General features: G+C 72.2%; 16 protein-coding genes. 6 read left to right on the top strand and 10 right to left on the bottom strand.

Annotated features, from left to right (window positions below):
- Positions 1-100: 100 nt before the first annotated feature.
- Both acs and FHX81_RS19790 read right to left on the bottom strand, forming a co-directional pair.
- Entirely contained in the window at positions 101-2,077 is a 1,977-nt protein-coding gene (gene acs / locus FHX81_RS19795; RefSeq protein WP_141979577.1) for an acetate--CoA ligase, read from the bottom strand.
- Between the two features lie 202 nt (positions 2,078-2,279).
- Entirely contained in the window at positions 2,280-2,849 is a 570-nt protein-coding gene (locus FHX81_RS19790) for a GNAT family N-acetyltransferase (RefSeq protein WP_141979576.1), read from the bottom strand.
- Between the two features lie 91 nt (positions 2,850-2,940).
- On the opposite strand from FHX81_RS19790, the gene FHX81_RS19785 reads away from it, so the two are divergent.
- On the top strand, positions 2,941-3,666 hold the full coding sequence (locus FHX81_RS19785) for a Fic family protein (protein WP_141979575.1): 726 nt from the start codon (positions 2,941-2,943) through the stop codon (positions 3,664-3,666).
- Between the two features lie 194 nt (positions 3,667-3,860).
- Here FHX81_RS19785 and kynU read toward each other — a convergent pair whose 3' ends face one another.
- Complete coding sequence (gene kynU, locus FHX81_RS19780) at positions 3,861-4,982, bottom strand: kynureninase (RefSeq protein ID WP_141979574.1); 1,122 nt, start codon at positions 4,980-4,982, stop codon at positions 3,861-3,863.
- Positions 4,979-5,797, bottom strand: a complete 819-nt coding sequence (locus FHX81_RS19775) for a tryptophan 2,3-dioxygenase (RefSeq protein WP_141979573.1) — start codon at positions 5,795-5,797, stop codon at positions 4,979-4,981. Before FHX81_RS19775 ends, kynU begins: the two co-directional genes overlap by 4 nt.
- 106 nt (positions 5,798-5,903) lie before the next feature.
- On the opposite strand from FHX81_RS19775, the gene FHX81_RS19770 reads away from it, so the two are divergent.
- Complete coding sequence (locus tag FHX81_RS19770) at positions 5,904-6,353, top strand: Lrp/AsnC family transcriptional regulator (RefSeq protein WP_211363518.1); 450 nt, start codon at positions 5,904-5,906, stop codon at positions 6,351-6,353.
- Here the strand turns inward: FHX81_RS19770 and murQ are convergent.
- The 6 genes from murQ to FHX81_RS19740 all read right to left on the bottom strand — a co-directional run bounded on the left by murQ (position 6,322) and on the right by FHX81_RS19740 (position 14,320).
- The gene (gene murQ / locus FHX81_RS19765; RefSeq protein WP_141979572.1) at positions 6,322-7,257 is read right to left on the bottom strand and encodes an N-acetylmuramic acid 6-phosphate etherase; all 936 of its coding nucleotides are present in this window, start codon (positions 7,255-7,257) and stop codon (positions 6,322-6,324) included. The two genes, FHX81_RS19770 and murQ, sit on opposite strands and share 32 nt — an antisense overlap.
- Positions 7,254-8,171, bottom strand: coding sequence for a MurR/RpiR family transcriptional regulator (locus tag FHX81_RS19760; RefSeq protein WP_073886864.1), 918 nt, complete (start codon positions 8,169-8,171; stop codon positions 7,254-7,256). The genes murQ and FHX81_RS19760 overlap by 4 nt, the downstream gene beginning before the upstream one ends.
- A 109-nt stretch (positions 8,172-8,280) precedes the next feature.
- Complete coding sequence (locus FHX81_RS19755) at positions 8,281-9,933, bottom strand: serine hydrolase domain-containing protein (protein ID WP_141979571.1); 1,653 nt, start codon at positions 9,931-9,933, stop codon at positions 8,281-8,283.
- Between the two features lie 12 nt (positions 9,934-9,945).
- Complete coding sequence (locus FHX81_RS19750; protein WP_141979570.1) at positions 9,946-11,196, bottom strand: exo-beta-N-acetylmuramidase NamZ family protein; 1,251 nt, start codon at positions 11,194-11,196, stop codon at positions 9,946-9,948.
- Between the two features lie 5 nt (positions 11,197-11,201).
- On the bottom strand, positions 11,202-12,917 hold the full coding sequence (locus tag FHX81_RS19745; protein WP_141979569.1) for a glycoside hydrolase family 3 protein: 1,716 nt from the start codon (positions 12,915-12,917) through the stop codon (positions 11,202-11,204).
- A 590-nt stretch (positions 12,918-13,507) separates the two neighbouring features.
- Positions 13,508-14,320, bottom strand: coding sequence for an HAD-IB family hydrolase (locus FHX81_RS19740; protein ID WP_141979568.1), 813 nt, complete (start codon positions 14,318-14,320; stop codon positions 13,508-13,510).
- A gap of 471 nt (positions 14,321-14,791) precedes the next feature.
- Between FHX81_RS19740 and ssd the strand changes: the two genes are divergently transcribed.
- The 4 genes from ssd to FHX81_RS19720 all read left to right on the top strand — a co-directional run bounded on the left by ssd (position 14,792) and on the right by FHX81_RS19720 (position 19,123).
- Entirely contained in the window at positions 14,792-15,844 is a 1,053-nt protein-coding gene (ssd, locus tag FHX81_RS19735; protein WP_141979567.1) for a septum site-determining protein Ssd, read from the top strand.
- A gap of 845 nt (positions 15,845-16,689) precedes the next feature.
- Positions 16,690-17,820: a TadA family conjugal transfer-associated ATPase gene (locus FHX81_RS19730; RefSeq protein ID WP_246107892.1), complete on the top strand. Its 1,131-nt coding sequence runs from the start codon at positions 16,690-16,692 to the stop codon at positions 17,818-17,820.
- Entirely contained in the window at positions 17,817-18,572 is a 756-nt protein-coding gene (locus FHX81_RS19725) for a type II secretion system F family protein (RefSeq protein WP_141979565.1), read from the top strand. The genes FHX81_RS19730 and FHX81_RS19725 overlap by 4 nt, the downstream gene beginning before the upstream one ends.
- Positions 18,569-19,123 carry a type II secretion system F family protein gene (locus FHX81_RS19720; protein WP_141979564.1) on the top strand — a complete coding sequence of 185 codons (555 nt, stop codon included), beginning with the start codon at positions 18,569-18,571 and terminating at the stop codon, positions 19,121-19,123. Before FHX81_RS19725 ends, FHX81_RS19720 begins: the two co-directional genes overlap by 4 nt.
- Positions 19,124-19,135 lie beyond the last annotated feature (12 nt).

Here is a 19,135-nt window from a genome sequence, read left to right as displayed (position 1 = left end):
GACTCATCCTCGTGCCGACCAGGCTTCCCGGCTCACCGGGAACGACCCTAACCCACGGAAGGGCCCGCCGACGAACGGCGAGCCCCTCCGGGTGGGAATCTCAGTCTTCGGACGCGCCCGACTTCAGGCCGTTGGAGATGAGGTCCATCACCGACGAGTCCGCGAGCGTGGTCACGTCGCCGACCTGCCGGTTCTCCGCCACGTCGCGCAGCAGGCGGCGCATGATCTTGCCCGAGCGGGTCTTCGGCAGCTCCGGCACGACCATGATCTGCCGCGGCTTCGCGATCGGGCCGATCTCCTTGGCCACGTGGTCGCGCAGCGCCTTGATCGCCTCCGCGCCGTCCGAGCCCTCGGCCACGCCGCCGCGCAGGATCACGAACGCCACGATGCCCTGGCCCGTGGTCGGGTCGGTCGCGCCGACCACCGCAGCCTCGGCCACCGTCGGGTGCGAGACCAGCGCGGACTCGACCTCGGTGGTGGAGATGCGGTGCCCGGACACGTTCATCACGTCGTCCACCCGGCCCAGCAGCCAGATGTCGCCGTCGGCGTCGTACTTCGCGCCGTCACCGGCGAAGTAGTAGCCCTGCTCGGCGAACCGCGACCAGTACGTGTCGCGGTAGCGCTCGTCGTCGCCCCAGATGCCGCGCAGCATGCCCGGCCACGGCTGGTCGAGCACCAGGTAGCCGCCGCCACCGTGCGGCACCTCGTTGCCCTGGTCGTCCACGACCTTCGCGCCGATGCCGGGCAGCGGGCGCTGCGCCGAACCGGGCTTGGTGGACGTCGCGCCGGGCAGCGGCGAGATCATGATCGCGCCGGTCTCGGTCTGCCACCAGGTGTCCACGACGGGCGTCTTGCCCGCGCCGATGGTCTCCCGGTACCAGATCCACGCCTCCGGGTTGATGGGCTCGCCGACGCTGCCCAGCACGCGCAGGCTGGACAGGTCGTACTTCGCGGGGATGTCGGCGCCCCACTTCATGAACGTGCGGATCAGCGTCGGCGCGGTGTAGTAGATCGACACGCCGTACTTCTGCACGATCTCCCAGTGCCGGCCCTCGTGCGGGGTGTTGGGCGTGCCCTCGTAGACGACCTGCGTGACCCGGTTGGACAGCGGGCCGTACACGATGTAGCTGTGCCCGGTCACCCAGCCGATGTCGGCGGTGCACCAGTACACGTCGGTGTCCGGCTTGAGGTCGAACACGTTGTGGTGCGTGTACGACGCCTGGGTCAGGTAGCCGCCGGACGTGTGCAGGATGCCCTTGGGGCGGCCCGTGGTGCCCGACGTGTAGAGGATGAACAGCGGGTGCTCGGAGTCGAACGCCTCCGGCGTGTGCCGGTCGGACTGGCGGTCCACCACGTCGTGCCACCAGACGTCGCGGCCCTCGGTCCACTCGACGTCGGTGTTCGTCCGCTTGACCACCAGCACGTGCTCGACGCTCCCGGCGTTGGCGACGGCCTCGTCCACGGCGGGCTTGAGCGCCGCCGGGTTGCCGCGCCGGTACTGGCCGTCGGTGGTGATCACGAGCTTGGCCCGCGAGTCCTCGATGCGGGTGCGCAGGGCCTCGGCGGAGAAGCCGCCGAACACCACGCTGTGCATCGCGCCGAGCCGCGCGCAGGCGAGCATGGCGAAGATGGCCTCGGGGACCATCGGCATGTAGATGGCGACCCGGTCCTCCGCGCCGACACCCAGCTCGATCAGCGCGTTCGCGGCCTTGGAGACCTCGCGCTGCAGGTCGGCGTAGGTGATGGCGCGGCTGTCGCCGGGCTCGCCCTCCCAGTGGATCGCGACCTGGTCGCCGTGGCCGGACTCGACGTGCCGGTCGACGCAGTTGTAGGCGACGTTGAGCTTGCCGCCGACGAACCACTTCGCGAACGGGGCGTTCGACCAGTCGAGGACCCGGTCCCACTTGGTGTCCCAGGACAGCCGCTCGGCCTGCGCCGCCCAGAACGCCTCGCGGTCGGCGTCCGCCTCCTCGTACAGCGCGGCGGTGGCGTTGGCCTGCGCGGCGAACTCCTCGCTGGGCGGGAACGTCCTGTTCTCCGTCAACAGGTTGTCCAGGGCGGCTTGCGGCTCTGTCATGGTGGGCGGACCTCCTGAATCCGTGGGGGTGCGCACTGACCGTAGTGCGATTCAGCTCACTGCGCACCCAAAAGGTTCAGACCAATTTCGGCCGAGTTCGAAACGCGTGGGTAACTGTGTAACCCGGTCCGAGCCCCGTGACCACCGCGATTGAGCCGAACGACACCTAGGCTGCGACCAGCGGCACGCGGGGTGACTCGCGTCACGTCGTGAGCTTGGCCTTCAGGTCCGGCCACTCGTCCGCGGTCATCGAGTACACCACCGTGTCGCGCAGCGTGCCGTCCGGTCGGATGCGGTGCACCCGAAGCACGCCCTCGCGGGTCGCGCCCAGCCGTTCGATCGCCTGCTGCGAGCGCTCGTTGCGCAGGTCGGTGTGCCAGCCGACGCGCAGCGCCCCGAGGTCCTCGAACGCGCGGTGCAGGAGCAGGTACTTGGCGTTGGTGTTGAGGGCGGTGCGCTGCCAGCGCGTGCCGATCCAGGTGTGGCCGATGTAGAGGCCCCGGTTCGCCGGGTCGATCTCGTAGTACGACGTGGTGCCGGCGACCTCGTTGGTCCGCGGGTCGATCTGCGCCCAGGCCAGCCGCGTGGGGTCGGCCAGGCTGCGCTCGATGTACGCGCGGGTCTCGTCCACCGTGGCCGGCTGGTGGGAGCTCAGCCACCGCCACACCTCCGGGTCCTTGCCCGCCTCGTGCAGGCCCTCGGCGTGGTCGGGGGACAGCGGTTCGAGGCGGACGTGGTCGCCGGTGAGCACGGGGCGGTCGTACCAGTTCATGCTTCGACGATAAATCGGTGAGTGGCTACTTTGCATAGCCATTTTCGATCCATTTCAGATGACCACTTACCGGCGGGTAGTGTGCTGCGGCGTGACCGATCCGCTTGCCCCGCTGCTGGACCTGCCCGGTGTGGCCGACGCCGTCGCCGCGGCGCGTGACGCCGTGTTCCAGGTGCACCGGCACCGGGTGAACCTGCGCGGCTGGGCGACCACCGCGGCCGAGGCGTCCGTGCGCGCCGCCCGTGCGTCGGCGGCGTTGGACGGCGGGCCGACCGCCATCCCGACGGACGGGACCGTCAGCGACCCGGTGCTGGCGGGCGCGCTGCGGGTGGCCGAGTCGTTGGGCGTGGTGTTCCCGACGTGGCAGCGGGCGCCGTTGCAGGCGTTGGCGCGCTTGCACGTGCTGGCGGGCGCGGACCTGGGCGGCGAGCTGGGCCGGCCCCGGTCCGCTCCGGGCGTGTCGTCGCGGTTGGACCTGCTGGCGCAGCTCGTCACGGGCGGCACGTCCGCGCCGGGTCCGCTGCTGGTGGCGGTGGTGCACGGCGAGCTGATGTCGCTGGCCCCGTTCGACACGGCCAACGGCGTGGTGGCGCGTGCGGCGTCCCGGCTGGCGTCCATCGCCACCGGCCTGGACCCCAAGTCGCTGGGCGTGCCGGAGGTCTTCTGCCTGCGCCGCCAGAACGACTACGCCGCCGCCCTGCACGGCTTCTCCACCGGCGACCCCGAGGGCATCACCCGCTGGCTGCTGTTCTGCTGCGAAGCCCTCGAAGCCGGCTCCCGCGAAGCGCGGAGCATCGCCGACGCCGCCGCTTCCTGACCCCCGCGCGTGAGTCGAACGCCCAGGTCCCGAGTGTCGAACCTTCGAGTCCACCGTGTCCTACGTTCAGGACCCCCGAATTCAACGTTCGGAACGGCGAGGGCCGTCCTGAGTGTTGAACTCGGGGGTCCTGGAGGTTCGACTCTCGGGTCTTGAGCGTTCGACACGCGGGACCCGGGGGTTCGACACGCGGGTCAGAGGAGTTCTTTCAGGGTCGTGGCGGCGCGGTCGGCGTCGGTGAAGGTGTTGTAGAGCGGGGCGAAGCCGAAGCGCAGCAGGTCCGGTGGGCGGTGGTCGCCGATGACGTTGCGCTCGATCAGCTCGTCCATGATCCGCGACGCCTCCGGGTGGCGGAGGGTGACCTGGTGGCCGCGCCACTCGTCGGCCGGGGTGATGACCTCGACGCCCGGCAGGTCCTCGACCAGCGACCGGAAGTGGGCGGTCAGGGCCAGGCCCTTCGCCCGCACGTCGGCGAGGTCCACCTGGTCCCAGACGTCCAGGGCGGCGTCCAGCGCGAGCATCGAGATGATGTCCGGCGTGCCCACCCGCGCCCGGGAGACGCCCGGGTCCGGCGTGTACTCCGGCGACATCGCGAACGGCACCTCGTGGCCCGTCCACCCCGTCAACGGCTGGTCGAACGTCGCCTGCGCGTGCTTCGGCACGTAGAGGAACGCGGGCGACCCCGGCCCCCCGTTGAGGAACTTGTACGTGCACCCTACGGCCAGGTCGACGTTCACCGCGTCCAGCTCGATCGGCAGCACGCCCGCGCTGTGGCACAGGTCCCAGACGACCTTCGCGCCCACCGCGTGCGCCTGCTCGGTCAGCTTCGCCATGTCCAGCAGCCGGCCGGTGCGGTAGTCGACGTGGTTGAGCAGCACGACCGCCGTCGTGTCCCGCAGGTCCAGCTCCTCCGGCGGCGCGGGCCGCAGCGCCAGGCCCGTCAGCTCCGCCACCGACCGGGCGATGTACCCGTCGGTCGGGAACGTCCCCTCGTCCACGACGATCTCCATGCGGTCGGTGTTGCGCACCGCCGCCATCAACGCCTTGAACAGGTTCACGCTGGTCGAGTCCCCGACCACGACCTGCCCGGGCTTCGCCCCGATCAGCCGGCCGATCCGGTTGCCGACCCGTTCCGGCGCCTCCCACCAGCCCTCCGACCAGCTGCGGATGAGCCGTCGGCCCCACTGCTCCCGCACGACGTGCCGCACGCGTTCGGCGACGGCCTTCGGCGGTGCGCCCAGGGAGTTCCCGTCCAGGTACACCACGTCGTCGTCGAGGTCGAACAGGTCGCGGATGTGCGCCAACCGGTCGTTCATACGTAGCTCCTGGCCGTCCACAGTTCGGGGAAGACGGAGCGTTGCGTGCGCTTCTCCAACCACGCAACCCCCGCGGAGCCACCGGTTCCGGTTTTCGCGCCCATCGAACGGCGGGTGGCCAGCAGGTGGTCGTAGCGCCAGCGGGCGAACTCCTCGGCGATGTCGGTCAACGCCTCGCCCAGTTCCAGCAGGTCACGCGACCCGCCGCGGTAGATGTCCGCCCACACGGCCTCCACCTCGGCGTTCGGCTCGTACGGCCCGCTGACGTCGCGGTCGAGCACCTCCGCCGGGATCGGCAGGCCCTGGCGGTGCAGCGCGGCGAGCACGTCGTCGTACAGGCTCGGCTCGTTCAGCAACCGCTCCAGCGCGTCGTGCTGCTCCGGCACGGCGCGGTGCGGCACGAGCATCGACCGCGACTTCTCGCCGAGCAGGAACTCCACCTCGCGGTACCGGCCGGACTGGAAGCCGGAGCCCTCGCCGAGGGCGTCGCGGAACGAGTTGAACTCGGCGGGCGTCATCCGGGCGATCGGTCGCCACGCCGCGTTGAGCGCCTGCATGTGCAGGTCGCTGCGGCGCAGGGTGCGGACCGCGGCACGCAGGTCGTCGGCGCGCAGCTCGGCCTTGGCCTGCCGCCACTCGAAGCACAGCAGACCGAAGTACAGCTCCATGACCTGCGTGATCACCAGGAACGACATCTCACGCGGGTCCTTGGACCACTGCTGCTGCAGCGAGTGCAGCACGGAGGCGTGCACGTAGTCCTCGTAGGGCGTCGTGCCGCCGAAGTCGAGTTTGGGTGATGAGACCGGGCAAGTCATGTTTCCATGATGACCGCGCGTTCGGCGTAGTTGAATGGGCAGCGGGTGCTGATCGGCGGCGAAGTTCTCACGATCGAAAGGCGTCGACCGGAGTAGCTTTGGGTTCGTGAGCATCGAGCTGGACAGCGTGGACTGGGCCTTGCTGGAGGCCCTCCAGGAGGACGCGCGGCTGTCGTACAACGAGCTGGCACGACGTGTGCACGTGTCGCCGCCGACCGTCGCGCAACGCGTGCGCAGGCTGGAGAACGCGGGCGTCATCACGGGCTACCGCGCCACGGTGGACCCGACGGCGGTGGGACGTCCGGTGATCGCCCTGGTGCGGATGAAGTGCTACGGCCCGCGGTGCATCACGGTGCACCCGGAGCTGCTCGACGACTGCCCCGAGGTGGTGGAGGTGGTGCGGCTGACCGGTGACATCTGCTCGGTGGTCAAGGTCGTGACCACGTCGATCAGCGAGTTGGAGCGGTTGCTGGTGCGGCTGGGCGGCTACGGCGAGACGTCCAGCGCGATGGTGCTCTCGACGCCTATCCCGTGGCGCCCGGTGCAAGCTGGCTGAGCGCCATGCGGACGTGCCCCTCGGTGCGTTCCAAGGCCTCCGCGGCGAGCGCGGCGGGTGCGCCGGACAGCAGGTGCACCAGCGCGACCTTCAGGTCGCCGCCCGAGTCGGCCAGCGCCGTCGTGCACTCCTGCTCGCCCAGGCCGGTCGCCTCGCGCAGGATGCGCACCGTGCGGCCGCGCAGCTTGGCGTTGGTGGCGCGCATCGACACCATCAGGTTCGAGTACGTGCGGCCGAGCCGGACCATCACCGCGGTCGAGAACGACGTGAGCACCAGCTTCTGCGACGTGCCCGCCTTCATCCGGGTGGACCCGGCGATCGCCTCCGGGCCGGTGTCGACCGCGATCAGCACGTCCACGTCGACCGGGGCGGGCGCGGTCGGGTTGTTCGACACCAGCACGGTGCGCGCGCCCAGCGCGCGGGCTTCCTCCAACGCGGCCACCACGAACGGCGTGCGGCCCGACGCCGTGACGCCGACGACCAGGTCGCCCGCGGCCGCGTGCGCGCGGATCTCGGCGGCACCGTCGGACGCCTGGTCCTCCACGTCCTCCACGGCGTTGACCAGGGCGTCCCGGCCGCCGGCGTGGTGGGCGAGGAACCAGTCCGGCGGCGCGTTGAACGTCGGCACCAGCTCGGCGGCGTCGAGCGTGGCGAGCCGGCCCGACGTGCCCGCGCCGACGTAGTGCACGCGCCCGCCGGAGCGCAGCGCGCTCACGGCGAGGTCCGCGGCACGGGCCAGCTCGGGCAGCACCGCGGCCACCGCGTCGGGGACCAGGTGGTCCTCGGTGTTGATCAGGCGCAGCACGTCCAGCGTGGAGAGCCGGTCGATGTCCTGCGTCCGCGGGTTCCTGGCTTCGGTGGGGGAGTCCACGCGGACCGCGACACCGTCCCGGGGCGGCGTCATTTACCGGACTCCCGGCGCCGCCTGCCGTCCGGTCGGGCGCCGAGGCGGTGGCCCGACACCGCGTCGTACGTCGCCTCCAGCGCGGTCTTGGCGCTGTCCACGTGCCGTTGCGCGACCCCGATGAACAGGCAGTCGATGACGGTGAGCTGGGCGATGCGGCTGGCCATCGCGCCCGAGCGGAACGTGGTCTCGCGCGCCGCCGTGGTCAGCACGTGGTCGGCGACCTCGCTGATCGGGGATCGCGGGAAGTTCGTCAGCGCCACCGTGGTCGCGCCGTGCTCCTTGGCCACCCGCAGCGCCTCGACGGTCTCGGAGGTGGAGCCGGTGTGCGATATCCCGACCGCCACGTCCGCGCCGGTGAGCACGGCGGCCGACGTGAGCGCGATGTGCGTGTCGTTCCAGGCGAAGCAGGTCCGCCCGATCCGGTGCAGCTTCTGCTGGAGGTCGAACGCCACGAACGCGCTCGCCCCGAACCCGTAGACGTCCACCCGGCCCGCGCCGGCGACCGCCTCGACCACCGCTTCGAGCGTCTCCACGTTCAGCTGCTCGGCGGTCTCCTCGACCGCCCGCGCGTCGGCGAACGCCACCTTGCCGACCACCTGGCGCAGGTCGTCGCCGGGGCCGATGTCGCCGCCGAGGTCCCGGTCGGTGCGCATGGACGTGCGGGCCGTGTCGGCGGCCAGCGCTATGCGCAGCTCCGGGTACCCGCCGACGCCGATGGCCTTGCAGAACCGGGTCACCGTGGTCTCGCTGGTGCCGGCGGCCTCGGCGACCTCGGTGATGCTGCGGTGGGCGACGGTCGCCGGGTTGTCCAGCACGACCTTGGCGACCCGCTGCTCGGCGCGGGCCAGGCCCGGCAGGAGGGAGCGGATCTTGACCAGGGGACTGGAGTCGGCGGTACTTTCGGTGGACACGTGGGAAACTTACTAACCGCTCCAACGATGGTCAACGCAGGGTTGGGGTAACTCACCCCAACCGTGACCCAAACACACCTCTTGGCGGGATCGGACGGCTCGGATGTCACTAACGGTCCGCGGCCCGCCACCCTTCGGGGTGCAAGCCGGCCGGCTCGCGTTCCGCGTCGAGTGCCACACCACGCCCGTCGATTACGCGTACGGCGTCCACGTACACGCCCCGACCGCCGTAGCCGGTGCCCTGGGCGTACCGCCAGCGGACCTTCGTCGCCGACGCCAGGTCCAGCTCGACCTTCTGCCACCGCCGCTGCCCGTACCCGGCCAGCACGTGCACCTCGCGCCACGTCGACCCGTCGTCGGTCGCCTCGACCACGACCCGGTCGCCCGGGTCCAGGTCCACGAACGCCCGGAACGACAGCTGCTGCCGCTCACCGCGTCGCGGCAGGTCACGCGTGGTCAGCGTGCCGCCGTCCGCCTCCGGGGTCCACGCCGTGCCGTGCCGGGGCCGCACCGCCAGCGCCTGCGCCAGGCCGTTGGCCGCCACCCGCCGGGCCGGGTTGATCGAGCCCCAGTTCCGGCTCGGGTGCACGCGGTTGGTCAGCAGGATCGCGATCGACCGCGACAACGGGTCCAGCACGAGCGTGGTGCCCGTGTAGCCGGTGTGCCCGGCGGCCCGGGGCGAGGTCAGCGCGCCCATGTACCAGCGCTGGTCCAGCTCGAAGCCCAGGCCGTGCGAGTTGCCCGGGAAGCCCTGGTTGAAGTCGGTGAGCATCAGCTCGACCGTCTCCTCGCGCAGGATCCGGCCGCCCGCGTACCCGCCGCCGTTGAGGATCGCCTGGCCGAGCACGGCCAGTTCCCGCGCGGTGGAGAACACGCCCGCGTGGCCCGCGACGCCGCCCAGCGACCAGGCGTTCTCGTCGTGCACGCTGCCGCGGATGATGCCCCGGCCCGCCTGGTACTCGGTCGCCGCGACGCGGTCCAGCTTGGCCGCCGGCGGGTTGTAGCCGGTGTCCACCAGGCCCAGCGGGTCGGTGATGTCGTCGCGGACCAGCTCGTCCAGCTTCTTGCCCGACCACTTCTCGGCCAGCACGCCGAGCGTGATCAGGTTCAGGTCCGAGTACAGGTAGGTGGTGCCGGGCGCGCTGCGGGGCGTCGTCTCCATCACGGCCTTGAGCCGGGACGGGACGTCCGGGTACTGCGACCACAGCGGGAGCCACGCGACCAGGCCCGACGTGTGGGTCAGCAGCTGCCGGACGGTGATCGACTCCTTGCCGTTCACGCCGAACGCGGGCAGGTGGCGCGCGACCGGGTCGTCCAGGCCGAAGCGGCCCAGCTCGTGCTGCCGCATCACCACGATCGAGGTGAACAGCTTCGAGATCGAAGCCAGGTCGAAGATCGTGTCCTGGGCCATCGGCACCCGCTGCGCCTCGGGCAGCTCGGTGCCGGCGGCGTCGGCGTAGCGGACCGCCCAGCCCGTCGGCTGGTGCGTGACCACCACGCCGTCGTGCGCGAACAGCGTGACGGCGCCCGCGTAGAGCGGGTGGCCGGTCGCGTCGGGCACGGTGTACCGCTCGATCTGCGCCAGTGCGGCGTCCAGCGGCGCCGGGTCGAGTCCCACGCGCTGCGGGGTACCCGGTCGCAGCACGCTGCTCGCCCAGCCTTCGTGCGGCTGGTCGAAGCGCGCGTCGCGGCGGTCCGCGTGCGCCGGCGAGGTGACGGTCAGGGCCATGGTGGCCGCGATCAGCAGGGCGGGGATGCGCATCGCTGTCTCCCTCTACCGGTAGCGCAGGTAAGGCCGGCGGGTGCGGTCGAACGCGGCCAGCTCGTCGGCCCACGCCCCGACCACCTCGTCGGTGCCCGCGCCCGCGTCGACCATGCGGCGCAGCCGGTCCGAGCCGCTGAGCTTGTCGATGTAGAGGTCCGGCCGCCACGCGAAGACCTCCGGGTAGCGGGTCCTCGCCGTGACGATCATCGCGACCGCGGTGCGCGGCGCGTCGAACCGGTGCGGGTCGGTGAGGTGCAGGGTCACCCCGCCGCACAGCTTGTTGGCGTGCTTGTTGAACGTGGGCGTGAAGTAGGTCTCGCGGAACCGGACGCCGGGCAGGTCCAGCGCGTTCAGGTCCTCGGCCCACCGCCAGTCCAGGCCGGGCGCGCCGATCGTCTCGAACGGGCGGGTGGTGCCGCGGCCCTCGGAGAACACCAGCCCTTCGAACAGGCACGTGCCCGGGTAGACCAGCGCGGTGTCCTGCGTCGGCACGTTCGGGCTCGGCGGCACCCAGGGCAGGCCGGAGTCCAGCTCGTCGCGCTTCCAGCCCTTCAGTTCCACCACTTCCAGGCTGCTGACCCGGCCGCCGTCGGTGGGCAGGAACTCGCCGTCGAACAGGCGCGCCAGCTCGCCGATCGTCATGCCGTGCTGCTGCGCGATCGGCTTGCGGCCGACGAACGTCGCGTAGGCCGGGTCGAGCTGCGGGCCGCGGGCCGTGCCGCCGACCGGGTTCGGCCGGTCGAGCACGACGAACCGGGCGCCCGTCGCGGCGGCGGCCTGCATGACCGCGTACATGGTCCAGATGTAGGTGTAGAACCGCGCGCCGATGTCGGCGATGTCGAACACCAGCGTGTCGACACCCGACTTGGTGATCATCGAGGCGATCTTGGCGACGCTCGCGCCGTAGGTGTCGTAGACCGGGATGCCGGTGCGCGGGTCGAGGTAGTCGCCCTCCGAGCCGCCCGCCTGGGCCGTGCCGCGGAAGCCGTGCTCGGGGCCGAACGCCGCCTGCGGCCGCAGGCCGGCGGCCACCATCGAGTCGACGATGTGGGTCTGGTCGCGCAGGACGCCGGTCGGGTTGGTGACCACACCGATCCGGTGGCCCGCGAACCGCCGCCAGCCGTCCTCGGCCAGCTGCTCCGCGCCGGTCCTGACGACCTGCGGCCGGTCCGGGTGGTGCCGGTCCTCGTCGTCCGCGCCCAACGCGGTGAGCGCGGGCACGGCGAGCGCGCCGGCGGTGAGGAAGTGCCTGCGGTCCATGGCGGTCACCACTCCAGTCCGTGGCCGAACGGGTAGGGCGTCGGGCCGGGCACCTCGACGGGCAGCTTGCCGACCGGCGTGACCTCGCCGGTGATCACCCGGGTCAGCGCCTCCATCGACACCGCGCCGTAGGAGTAGGTCGCCAGCCACGTCGGCGCGGTCGTGTGCGCCACGTCGTACGGGTTCTGCACGGCGACCGCGACGACCGGCTTGCCGGTGGCCAGGAGGCTGGTCAGGAGGGTCTGCTGCGCCGGTTGGCGCGACAGCGCGTTGGTGAGCACGACGACCACGTCCGCGTTGGCCGCGGCTCGCACCGCGGTGGTGACCTGGGCCTGCGTCGGCGCGGTGCCGGTGGGCAGGGCCGTGCCGCCGAGGAAGCCCGCCAGCGTGCGGGTCGTCGTCTCGCCCCAGCCCGTGACCAGGGCGGCGGTGGGCTTGGTGGCCAGCGGCAGGACGCCCGCGTCGTTGCGCACGGCGGTGATGGTGCGGTCGGTGATCCGCCGGGCGGCGGCGAGGTGCTCGGCCGGGCCGACCGCCGAGTCGACCTTCGCCACGTCCACGAGCGGGCCGGTGAGCATGCCGCGCAGGAACTTCATCCGCAGGATCCGCAGCACGCTGCGGTCGATGCGCTGCTCGCTCAGCTCGCCGCTGCGCACCGCCGCGAGGACGCTGTTCACGGCCAGCTCCAGGTCCACCGGCATGAGCAGCTGGTCCACGCCCGCCTTCAGGGCCAGCACCGGGATCTCGGCGTCGCTGTGCAACTGCCGCACGCCCGCCATGGCCAGCGAGTCGGTGATGACCACGCCGTCGTAGCCCAGGTTCTTCCGCAGCAGGTCGATCGACGGCTTGGACAGCGTCGCCGGCTCGCCCGAGGGGTCGATCTTCGGCATTTGGATGTGCGCGGTCATGATCGAGTCGATGCCCGCGGCGATGGCCGCGCGGAACGGCGGCGCGTCCACCTCCGCCCACTCGGCCTCGGTGCGGTCGACCTTCGGCAGCGTGGTGTGGCTGTCCTGGTCGGTGTCGCCGTGGCCGGGGAAGTGCTTGGCGGTCGCGCTCACGGTGTGCTTGGCCAGGAAGCGGCCCTGGTAGCCGCGCACCTGGGCGGCGGTCAGCTCGGCCGCCAGCGCCGGGTCGCCGGAGTAGGAGCGCACGCCGATGACGGGGTTGGCCGGGTTGGAGTTGACGTCCGCGTCCGGCGCGAAGTTCTGCGTGATGCCCATGGCGCGCAGCTCGGCGGCGGTGATGCGGGCGGCCTGCTCGGCGTCCTCCGCGCTGCGGCCCGCGCCGAGGGCCATGTTGCCGGGGAACTGGGTGGCGGGCGCGCCGATGCGGGTGACGATGCCCATCTCCTGGTCCGTGGCGATGGCCAGGGGGACGCGACTGGCCCGTTGCAGGCCGTTGGAGAGGGTGGCGATCTGGCGCGGGGTGTCGACGTTGTCGTAGCTCGAGTTGTTGAAGTAGACGACACCGCCGGGCTGGAACCTGGCCACCACCTCGGCCGGGGTCGCCACGCCGAAGTCGCGGAGGTTGCCGGGGTGCGCCTCGTCCGGCGCCTGGCCGTGCAGGTAGGTGACGAACAGCTGGCCGACCTTCTGCTCCAGCGACATGCCGCGGACCAGGGCGGCGACGTGCTGCGCCTGGTCCGGGGAGGCGTGCGCGGCCGGGACGGTCACTGCGGAAGCCGCGGCCACGGCGACGGCGACGAGCGGACGGAGCACTGCGGCCTCCCCTCTGGGAATCTTCCACCACAACGTGGTGCGTTTGGCAAGTTACCCACGTCACAGAGGTGGGTCAACGGGTTGCGCTGTGTGGTCATTGTGCGGAGGGGCACCGACAGAACCAGGGGTTTGGCGAGTCACCCGTTCGGGCATTTGTTCGGGGAGTCGCGCTTTCGGGGCAGGAAGCAGTGGCGCACAAAGACGGTGGGGCCCCTCGGTCGAGGGGCCCCACCGTCGTCAGCGCGGGCTTCTGAGTTACCAAGCGTGCAACTCGTGTCGTACCGACCTGGCCTCGGCGTCCGGCGTCCCGGTACGCAGGCCCTAGACGACAAGCCTCCCGCGGCGTGCTGCGCGTGGGTGTCTCGAAGTCCGCGCACGGAGCTCCGTCGGGGTGGACGCCGCTTCTCTTCCGCTTCGTCCCTGGCCGACCCGAGGTCCGCACTTCCTTTGTAGTGCGTGTCCGGCGTCACAGCAAGGGCTCGATGGGGTGCACCGGTCAAGCGACCGTCCGTAGTGCAAAGCGTTCTGTGACAGTGATTCCGCGCCGGTCGCGGCGGTCGGTACCGCTGACCGGGGCACGCCGGGGTGAATCAGCTCCGGCGACGCCTGCGCAGGCCGTACCAGGCCACGCCGGCGGCCGTCGCCGCGCCCAACCCGATCGCGGTCACGGCGACCGCGGTGCCCGACGGGCGGGGGATGCGGGCGCGCAGCGACACGGGGTCGGAGAACGTCAGCACCGGCCAGCCGCGCTGGATCGCGACCCGGCGCAGGGCGCGGTCCGGGTTCACCGCCGTGGGGTGGCCGACGGCCTCCAGCAGCGGCAGGTCGCTGATCGAGTCGGAGTAGGCGTAGCAGCGGCTGAGGTCGTAGTCGTGCTGCTCGGCGAGCTGCTTGACGGCGATCGCCTTGTTCTCGCCGGCGCAGTAGAAGTCGACCTCGCCGGAGTAGCGGCCCTGTGCGACGACCATCCGGGTGCCGACGCTGTGCGTGGCGCCGACCATGGTGGAGATGGGGGCGACCAGTTCCTCGCCCGAAGCGGACACGACCACGACGTCGTGGCCCTCGCCCTTGTGGTCGGTGATGAGCTGGGTGGCCTCCTTGTAGACGAGGGGGTCGACGATGTCGTGCAGGGTCTCCTCGACGATCGAGCGGACCTGTTCGACGTCCCAGCCGTTGCAGAGCGCGGTGATGTGCGAGCGCATCCGGTCCATCTGGTCGGCGTCCGCGCCGGCCAGCATGAAGACGAACTGCGCATAGGCGCTTTTGAGCACCGCACGCCGGTTGATCAGGCCTTCTTGGAAGAAGGGGCGGCTGAACGCCAGCGTGCTCGACTTGGCGATGACGGTCTTGTCCAGGTCGAAGAACGCGGCGACCCGCTGGCCTTCGGTGGCGTGCTCGGTCACCGGTCAAGCTTATGCGGGGTGGGGCCGGAGAGCCGCCGATACTGGTTCGCCACTTTACGAAGTAGGTGTGCGGTCCATCGAAATTTGGTCTCCCTCTAACGGAAGACACGCAAGACACTGTCCCGTGGGGATACAGTAGACGGGTCCGGCTCGACCGGACGGGTTCAGTCCGACCCCCCGGGACTGAACCAATGACGACCCCCGTCCCTCCCCCCTGGCGGGGGTCGTCCCATGTCCGGGGTCGGTTCCCGGACCGGTCGCGCTGGACCTCCGCGCACTTGCACCTCTTCTTGCATCGTCCCCTGATCTTTCGCCCGTCGCGGGTGGCGGCTGCCGTTCTCCGGGGCCGCGGCGCTCCGAGTTGTCCACAGCCCGTCCGGTTGTCCACATGTTGATCATGTGTCGTTGTGTCGTTCCTCACCGCCCGCCACCGTGGAACCCGCAGATCCACAACGGGAACGGGAGGGTGTCGTGAAGCGACCGGTGGCGCTGGTGACGGACACGGGGCTGGTGGACGAGGTGCTGCACGCGGCGGCGGTCGCGGGCTGCGAGCTGGAGCGCGTGGTCGACGCGACGGCGTTGCGCGGGCGTTGGCACGGCGCGGCGGCGCTGGTGCTGGACTTCGAGGCGGTCGTCGCGTGCGCCGGGTTCCCGCGCAGACCGGGTGTCCACGTGGTCGGGGCCGGTCCACCCGGTCCCGAGGTGTGGCGGCGGGCGTTGGCGTTGGGCGCGGAGCAGGTGCTGGAGCTGCCCGCCGAGCAGGAGCGGCTGCGGGCCGTGCTGGCGGACGCGTCGGAGGAGCGGCCGGACGGCGAGGGGCGGGTGCTGGCGATCCTGGGTGCGCGTGGCGGTGCCGGGGCGTCCGTGCTGGCGGTGGCGGTCGGGCAGGCCGTGCTGGCGGCAGGGGGCGACGGCCTGCTCGTCGACTGCGACCCGTGGGGCGGCGGTCTCGACCTGACGTTGGGCGCCGAGCGGCAGGAGGGCCTGCGGTGGTCCACGGTGCAGCTGAAGGGCGGCCGGGTGCCGGCTTCGGCGCTGCGCTCGGCGTTACCGGGCCGTGCGGGGAACCGGGGCAGCCTGACCGTGCTGTCCTGCGGCCGGACGGGTCCGGGCCCGGAGCCGGATGCCGTGGCGGCCGTGGTCGAGGCGGGCAGGCGCGCCGGCGGCACCGTGGTGTGCGACGTGCCGCGCCACCTGACCACCGCCGGCTGCGCGGCCCTCGACCGGGCCGACCTGGCGGTGCTGGTGGTGCCGGCGGACGTGAAGGCGTGCATGGCGGCCAAGACGTTGGTCGACCGGACCGCCGAACGGGGCGTGCGGCTGAAGGCCGTCGTCCGGGGTCCGGCACCGGGCGGCCTGACCACCGCCCAGGTGGTGGAAGCGGTCAACATCCCCCTGCTGGCCACCATGCGCCCGGAACCCCGCCTGGCCAGGGCCCTGGACAACGGCCAGTTCCCCAAACCGTCCCGCGGCCCACTGGCCAGAGCCGCCCGAACCGTCCTGGCAGCCCTGAACACCTCCTAGCCCACCCGTGTCCCACGACCGATCCCTCACCTCACCGATCCCCTGCCGCACCGACGACGGCTGACGACCCGCCTGCCACACCGGCCCCGGTCGCCGCCCTCGCGGCGGATGGCCCACCGGCGGTCCCGGCCTCCCCGTCGCGGACGATGCCCGGCTGCACTCCGGGTCGCCGGTGAGGTCCGGCCGTCTTCCGGCGGTGGCTCGCGGTGACCTCGTCCACCGCCTCGGTCTTCGGTGGTTGTCGCAGTGGATGGTGCGCCGGTGATCCCGGCTCCTCCCAGCCCACTGTGGATGTCTGCCATGCCCGACCGGCCGGTGACCTTGTCGGCTTCCGTCGGTGGCTCGTGATCGGTCATCGCACTCGACGGGCAGTGGAAGACCAGCGTGCCCTGCCGAGACCCGGTTGCCCTGGCAGCGAAGGGATGGCCGGCAGGTCCGGCCACTGTCGACAACGGCCGGCGACCGATTCGCTCGGCGAAGCCGCGAGCTCACCGACCCCAACCGTTCCCCCACGTCACCCCAACCTCTGGAGGTGCTTCATGACGACTGATCTCAACCACCCAGGCCGTGCCCCGACGCCCTCAGCGCCAGTCCACCGCCGTGCCGGTGCGGGTTGCGGAGGTGGGGCGTGACGTGTGAGCGCGGGCCCCACGTGAGGCGGCATCCCGCGTTCCGGGAGCCCGTCGGGTTCCGGCGATGTCGGCCGGAGTTGTTGTCGACGCTCGTCCTCGCCGAGTTGGCCGCGGCACTTCCGGCGGGGGCGGGTGATGGGCGGCAGGGCTTGGTCGACGCGGCTCGGGAAGTCGTGGGACGGCGGCCTCGACCGTCGCGGGAGGAGGGTGGTCGTGAACGATCTCGTTGACCGCGTCCGGCTGAGGTTGGCCAGTGGGCGCGTGGATCTCACCTCGGCGGCCGTGGCGGCGGCGGTGCGCGGCGAGGCCGGTGGGGTGCTCGGTGACGAGGACGTCCAGCGGGCGCTCGCGGTGCTGCGGCAGGAGTTCGTCGGTGCCGGGCCGCTCGAGGCGTTGTTGCGGGACCCGGACACCACCGATGTCCTGGTCACCCGGTCGGATCAGGTGTGGGTGGACGGGGCCGGCGGGTTGCGCCGCACCGACGTCTCCTTCCCCGACGAGGCCGCCGTCCGCAGGTTGGCGCAGCGGCTCGCGGTGGCGGCGGGGCGGCGGTTGGACGACGCGGCACCGTACGTCGACGGGTGGCTGCCCGGCTCGGTGCGGTTGCACGCGGTGTTGCCGCCGATCTCGCCGTTCACCTGCCTGTCATTGCGGGTCCTCCGCCCGGCGGTGCACGACCTGGCGACGTTGGCGGCGTGCGGCACGTTCGACCAGGCGACCGCGGACCTCCTGCGGGACATCGTGGTCGCCCGGCTGGCCTTCCTGGTCGTCGGCGGCACGGGTTCGGGCAAGACGACGCTCCTCGCCGCCCTCCTGGGGTGCGTCCCGCACGGCGAACGGGTGGTCTGCGTGGAAGACGCGGGCGAACTCCAGCCCGACCACCCGCAGGTCGTCCGGCTGCTGGCGCGCGGCCCGAACGTCGAAGGCGCGGGCGAGGTGACGATGCGGGAGCTGGTCCGGCAGGCGTTGCGGATGAGGCCCGACCGGATCGTGGTCGGCGAGGTGCGGGGTGCGGAGGTCTGCGAGCTGTTGTCCTCCCTGAACACCGGGCACGACGGCGGCGCGGGGACGTTGCACGCCAACTCGCCGGCCGAGGTGCCCGCGCGGCTGGAGGCGTTGGCCGCGCTCGGCGGGCTCGACCGGCACGCCCTGCACAGCCAACTGGCCGCGGCGGTGAAGGTGGTGCTGCACATGCGCCGCGCCCGTGACGGCACCCGGTACCTGGCCGAGATCGGCGTGCTGGAACGGCGTTCCGGCCACCTCGTCGTCCGACCCGCCTGGCGCCGTGACGGCGGTTGGCAGGAAGCCGGAGCGGTGCTCAGGGTCCTGGTGGGAGCGCGATGAGCCTGGTGTTGCTGGCCGTGGCGCTGCTGGTGGTGCCGTCGGCGCGGGCGCGACGACGCCTGGCCGGGACCAGGCGCAGGTGGGAACCGCCGAAGCCGAACCGGGCGGTGGCCGTGGTCGTGGGGATCGCGCTGGGTGCGTTGGTGGGCGTCGGCGGGGCGATGGCGGGCGGGTTGCTGGCGGCGACGGTGTGGCGCACGTACCGCGAGACGACGCGGCAACGTGACCGGCTCGCGGCGTCCGTCGCGTTGGCCGACGGGGTGCAGGCGTTCGTCGCCGAGTTGAGGTCGGGCGCGCACCCGGCCAAGGCGGCGATGGGCGCGGCGGAGGACGCGCAGCGGCCGGCGACGGACGTGCTGCGGGCCATCGCGGCGACGTCGTCGCGGGGCGGCGACGTGGAGGCGGCGCTCGCCGACTTCCCGGACGCGCACCAGTTGGCCCGCGCGTGGCGGCTGTCGGCGGTGCACGGCGTGCCGCTGGCCGATGTGGTGGACGCGGTCCGCCGCGACCTCGACCGGCGCGTGGCCTTCGCCGGGCAGGTCCACGCACGCATGGCCGGTCCGCGGGCGGGTGCGGCGGTGCTGGCCGGGCTGCCGCTGTTCGGCGTGGTGCTGGGCGAACTCGGCGGCGCGGGGCCGTTGGCGGTCCTGTCCGGCACCCCGCCCGGACAGGTGCTGCTGGTCGTCGGGGTGGTCCTGATCTGCGCGGGCCTGCGGTGGAGCGGCCGGTTGACCAGGCAGGTGATCGCGTGAGCGTGCTGCTGCTCGCGCTGGCGGTCGTCCTGTTCCCCGGGCCGACCAAGGCTGCGGCCAGGGTGAGACCGAGGGCCACGCGACAACCCGAGCCGAAGGCCCGGCCGCCTGACCCGTTCGCCGCGGCGGCGACCTGGGACCTGCTCGCCGCCGCGTTGCGGGCGGGTCTGCCGGTGGCGGGAGCGGTGCGCGCCGTGCTGCCGGGCGTGCCACCGGGGCCGGCCGAGCGCTTGCGCGAGGTGGTCGACCTGCTGGCCTTGGGCGCGGACCCGGTGCGGGCGTGGGCCGGCGCCCTCGCACACCCGGAGACCGCGCCGCTGGCCCGCGCGGCACGCCGGACCGCGCGGTCGGGCGCGGCGTTGGCCGGTGCGGCGTCCGACCTGGCCGCGGAGGCGCGCGCAAGGGTGTCCGACCAGGCCGAAGCCCGGGCGCAACGCGCCTCGGTGCTCGTCGCCGGGCCGCTGGCGCTGTGCTTCCTGCCCGCGTTCCTGTGCCTTGGTGTCGTTCCGGTGGTGCTCGGCATCGTCGCCGGTGTCGGCGACGACTGGTAACTGTCCACAGTG

The sequence above is a fragment of the Saccharothrix saharensis genome (assembly GCF_006716745.1).
In the GTDB taxonomy this organism is placed as follows: Bacteria; Actinomycetota; Actinomycetes; order Mycobacteriales; family Pseudonocardiaceae; genus Actinosynnema; species Actinosynnema saharense.
Note: the sequence above shows the minus strand (reverse complement) of the source record. Positions and strands in the feature narration are given on the sequence as shown.

Coding starts and splice junctions, on each gene's coding strand:
- acs (WP_141979577.1), bottom strand. CDS start 2,077: ATGACAGAGCCGCAAGCCGCCCTGGACAACCTGTTGACGGAGAACAGG.
- FHX81_RS19790 (WP_141979576.1), bottom strand. CDS start 2,849: ATGAACTGGTACGACCGCCCCGTGCTCACCGGCGACCACGTCCGCCTC.
- kynU (WP_141979574.1), bottom strand. CDS start 4,982: ATGAACGACCGGTTGGCGCACATCCGCGACCTGTTCGACCTCGACGAC.
- FHX81_RS19775 (WP_141979573.1), bottom strand. CDS start 5,797: ATGACTTGCCCGGTCTCATCACCCAAACTCGACTTCGGCGGCACGACG.
- murQ (WP_141979572.1), bottom strand. CDS start 7,257: ATGACGCCGCCCCGGGACGGTGTCGCGGTCCGCGTGGACTCCCCCACC.
- FHX81_RS19755 (WP_141979571.1), bottom strand. CDS start 9,933: ATGCGCATCCCCGCCCTGCTGATCGCGGCCACCATGGCCCTGACCGTC.
- FHX81_RS19750 (WP_141979570.1), bottom strand. CDS start 11,196: ATGGACCGCAGGCACTTCCTCACCGCCGGCGCGCTCGCCGTGCCCGCG.
- FHX81_RS19725 (WP_141979565.1), top strand. CDS start 17,817: ATGAGCCTGGTGTTGCTGGCCGTGGCGCTGCTGGTGGTGCCGTCGGCG.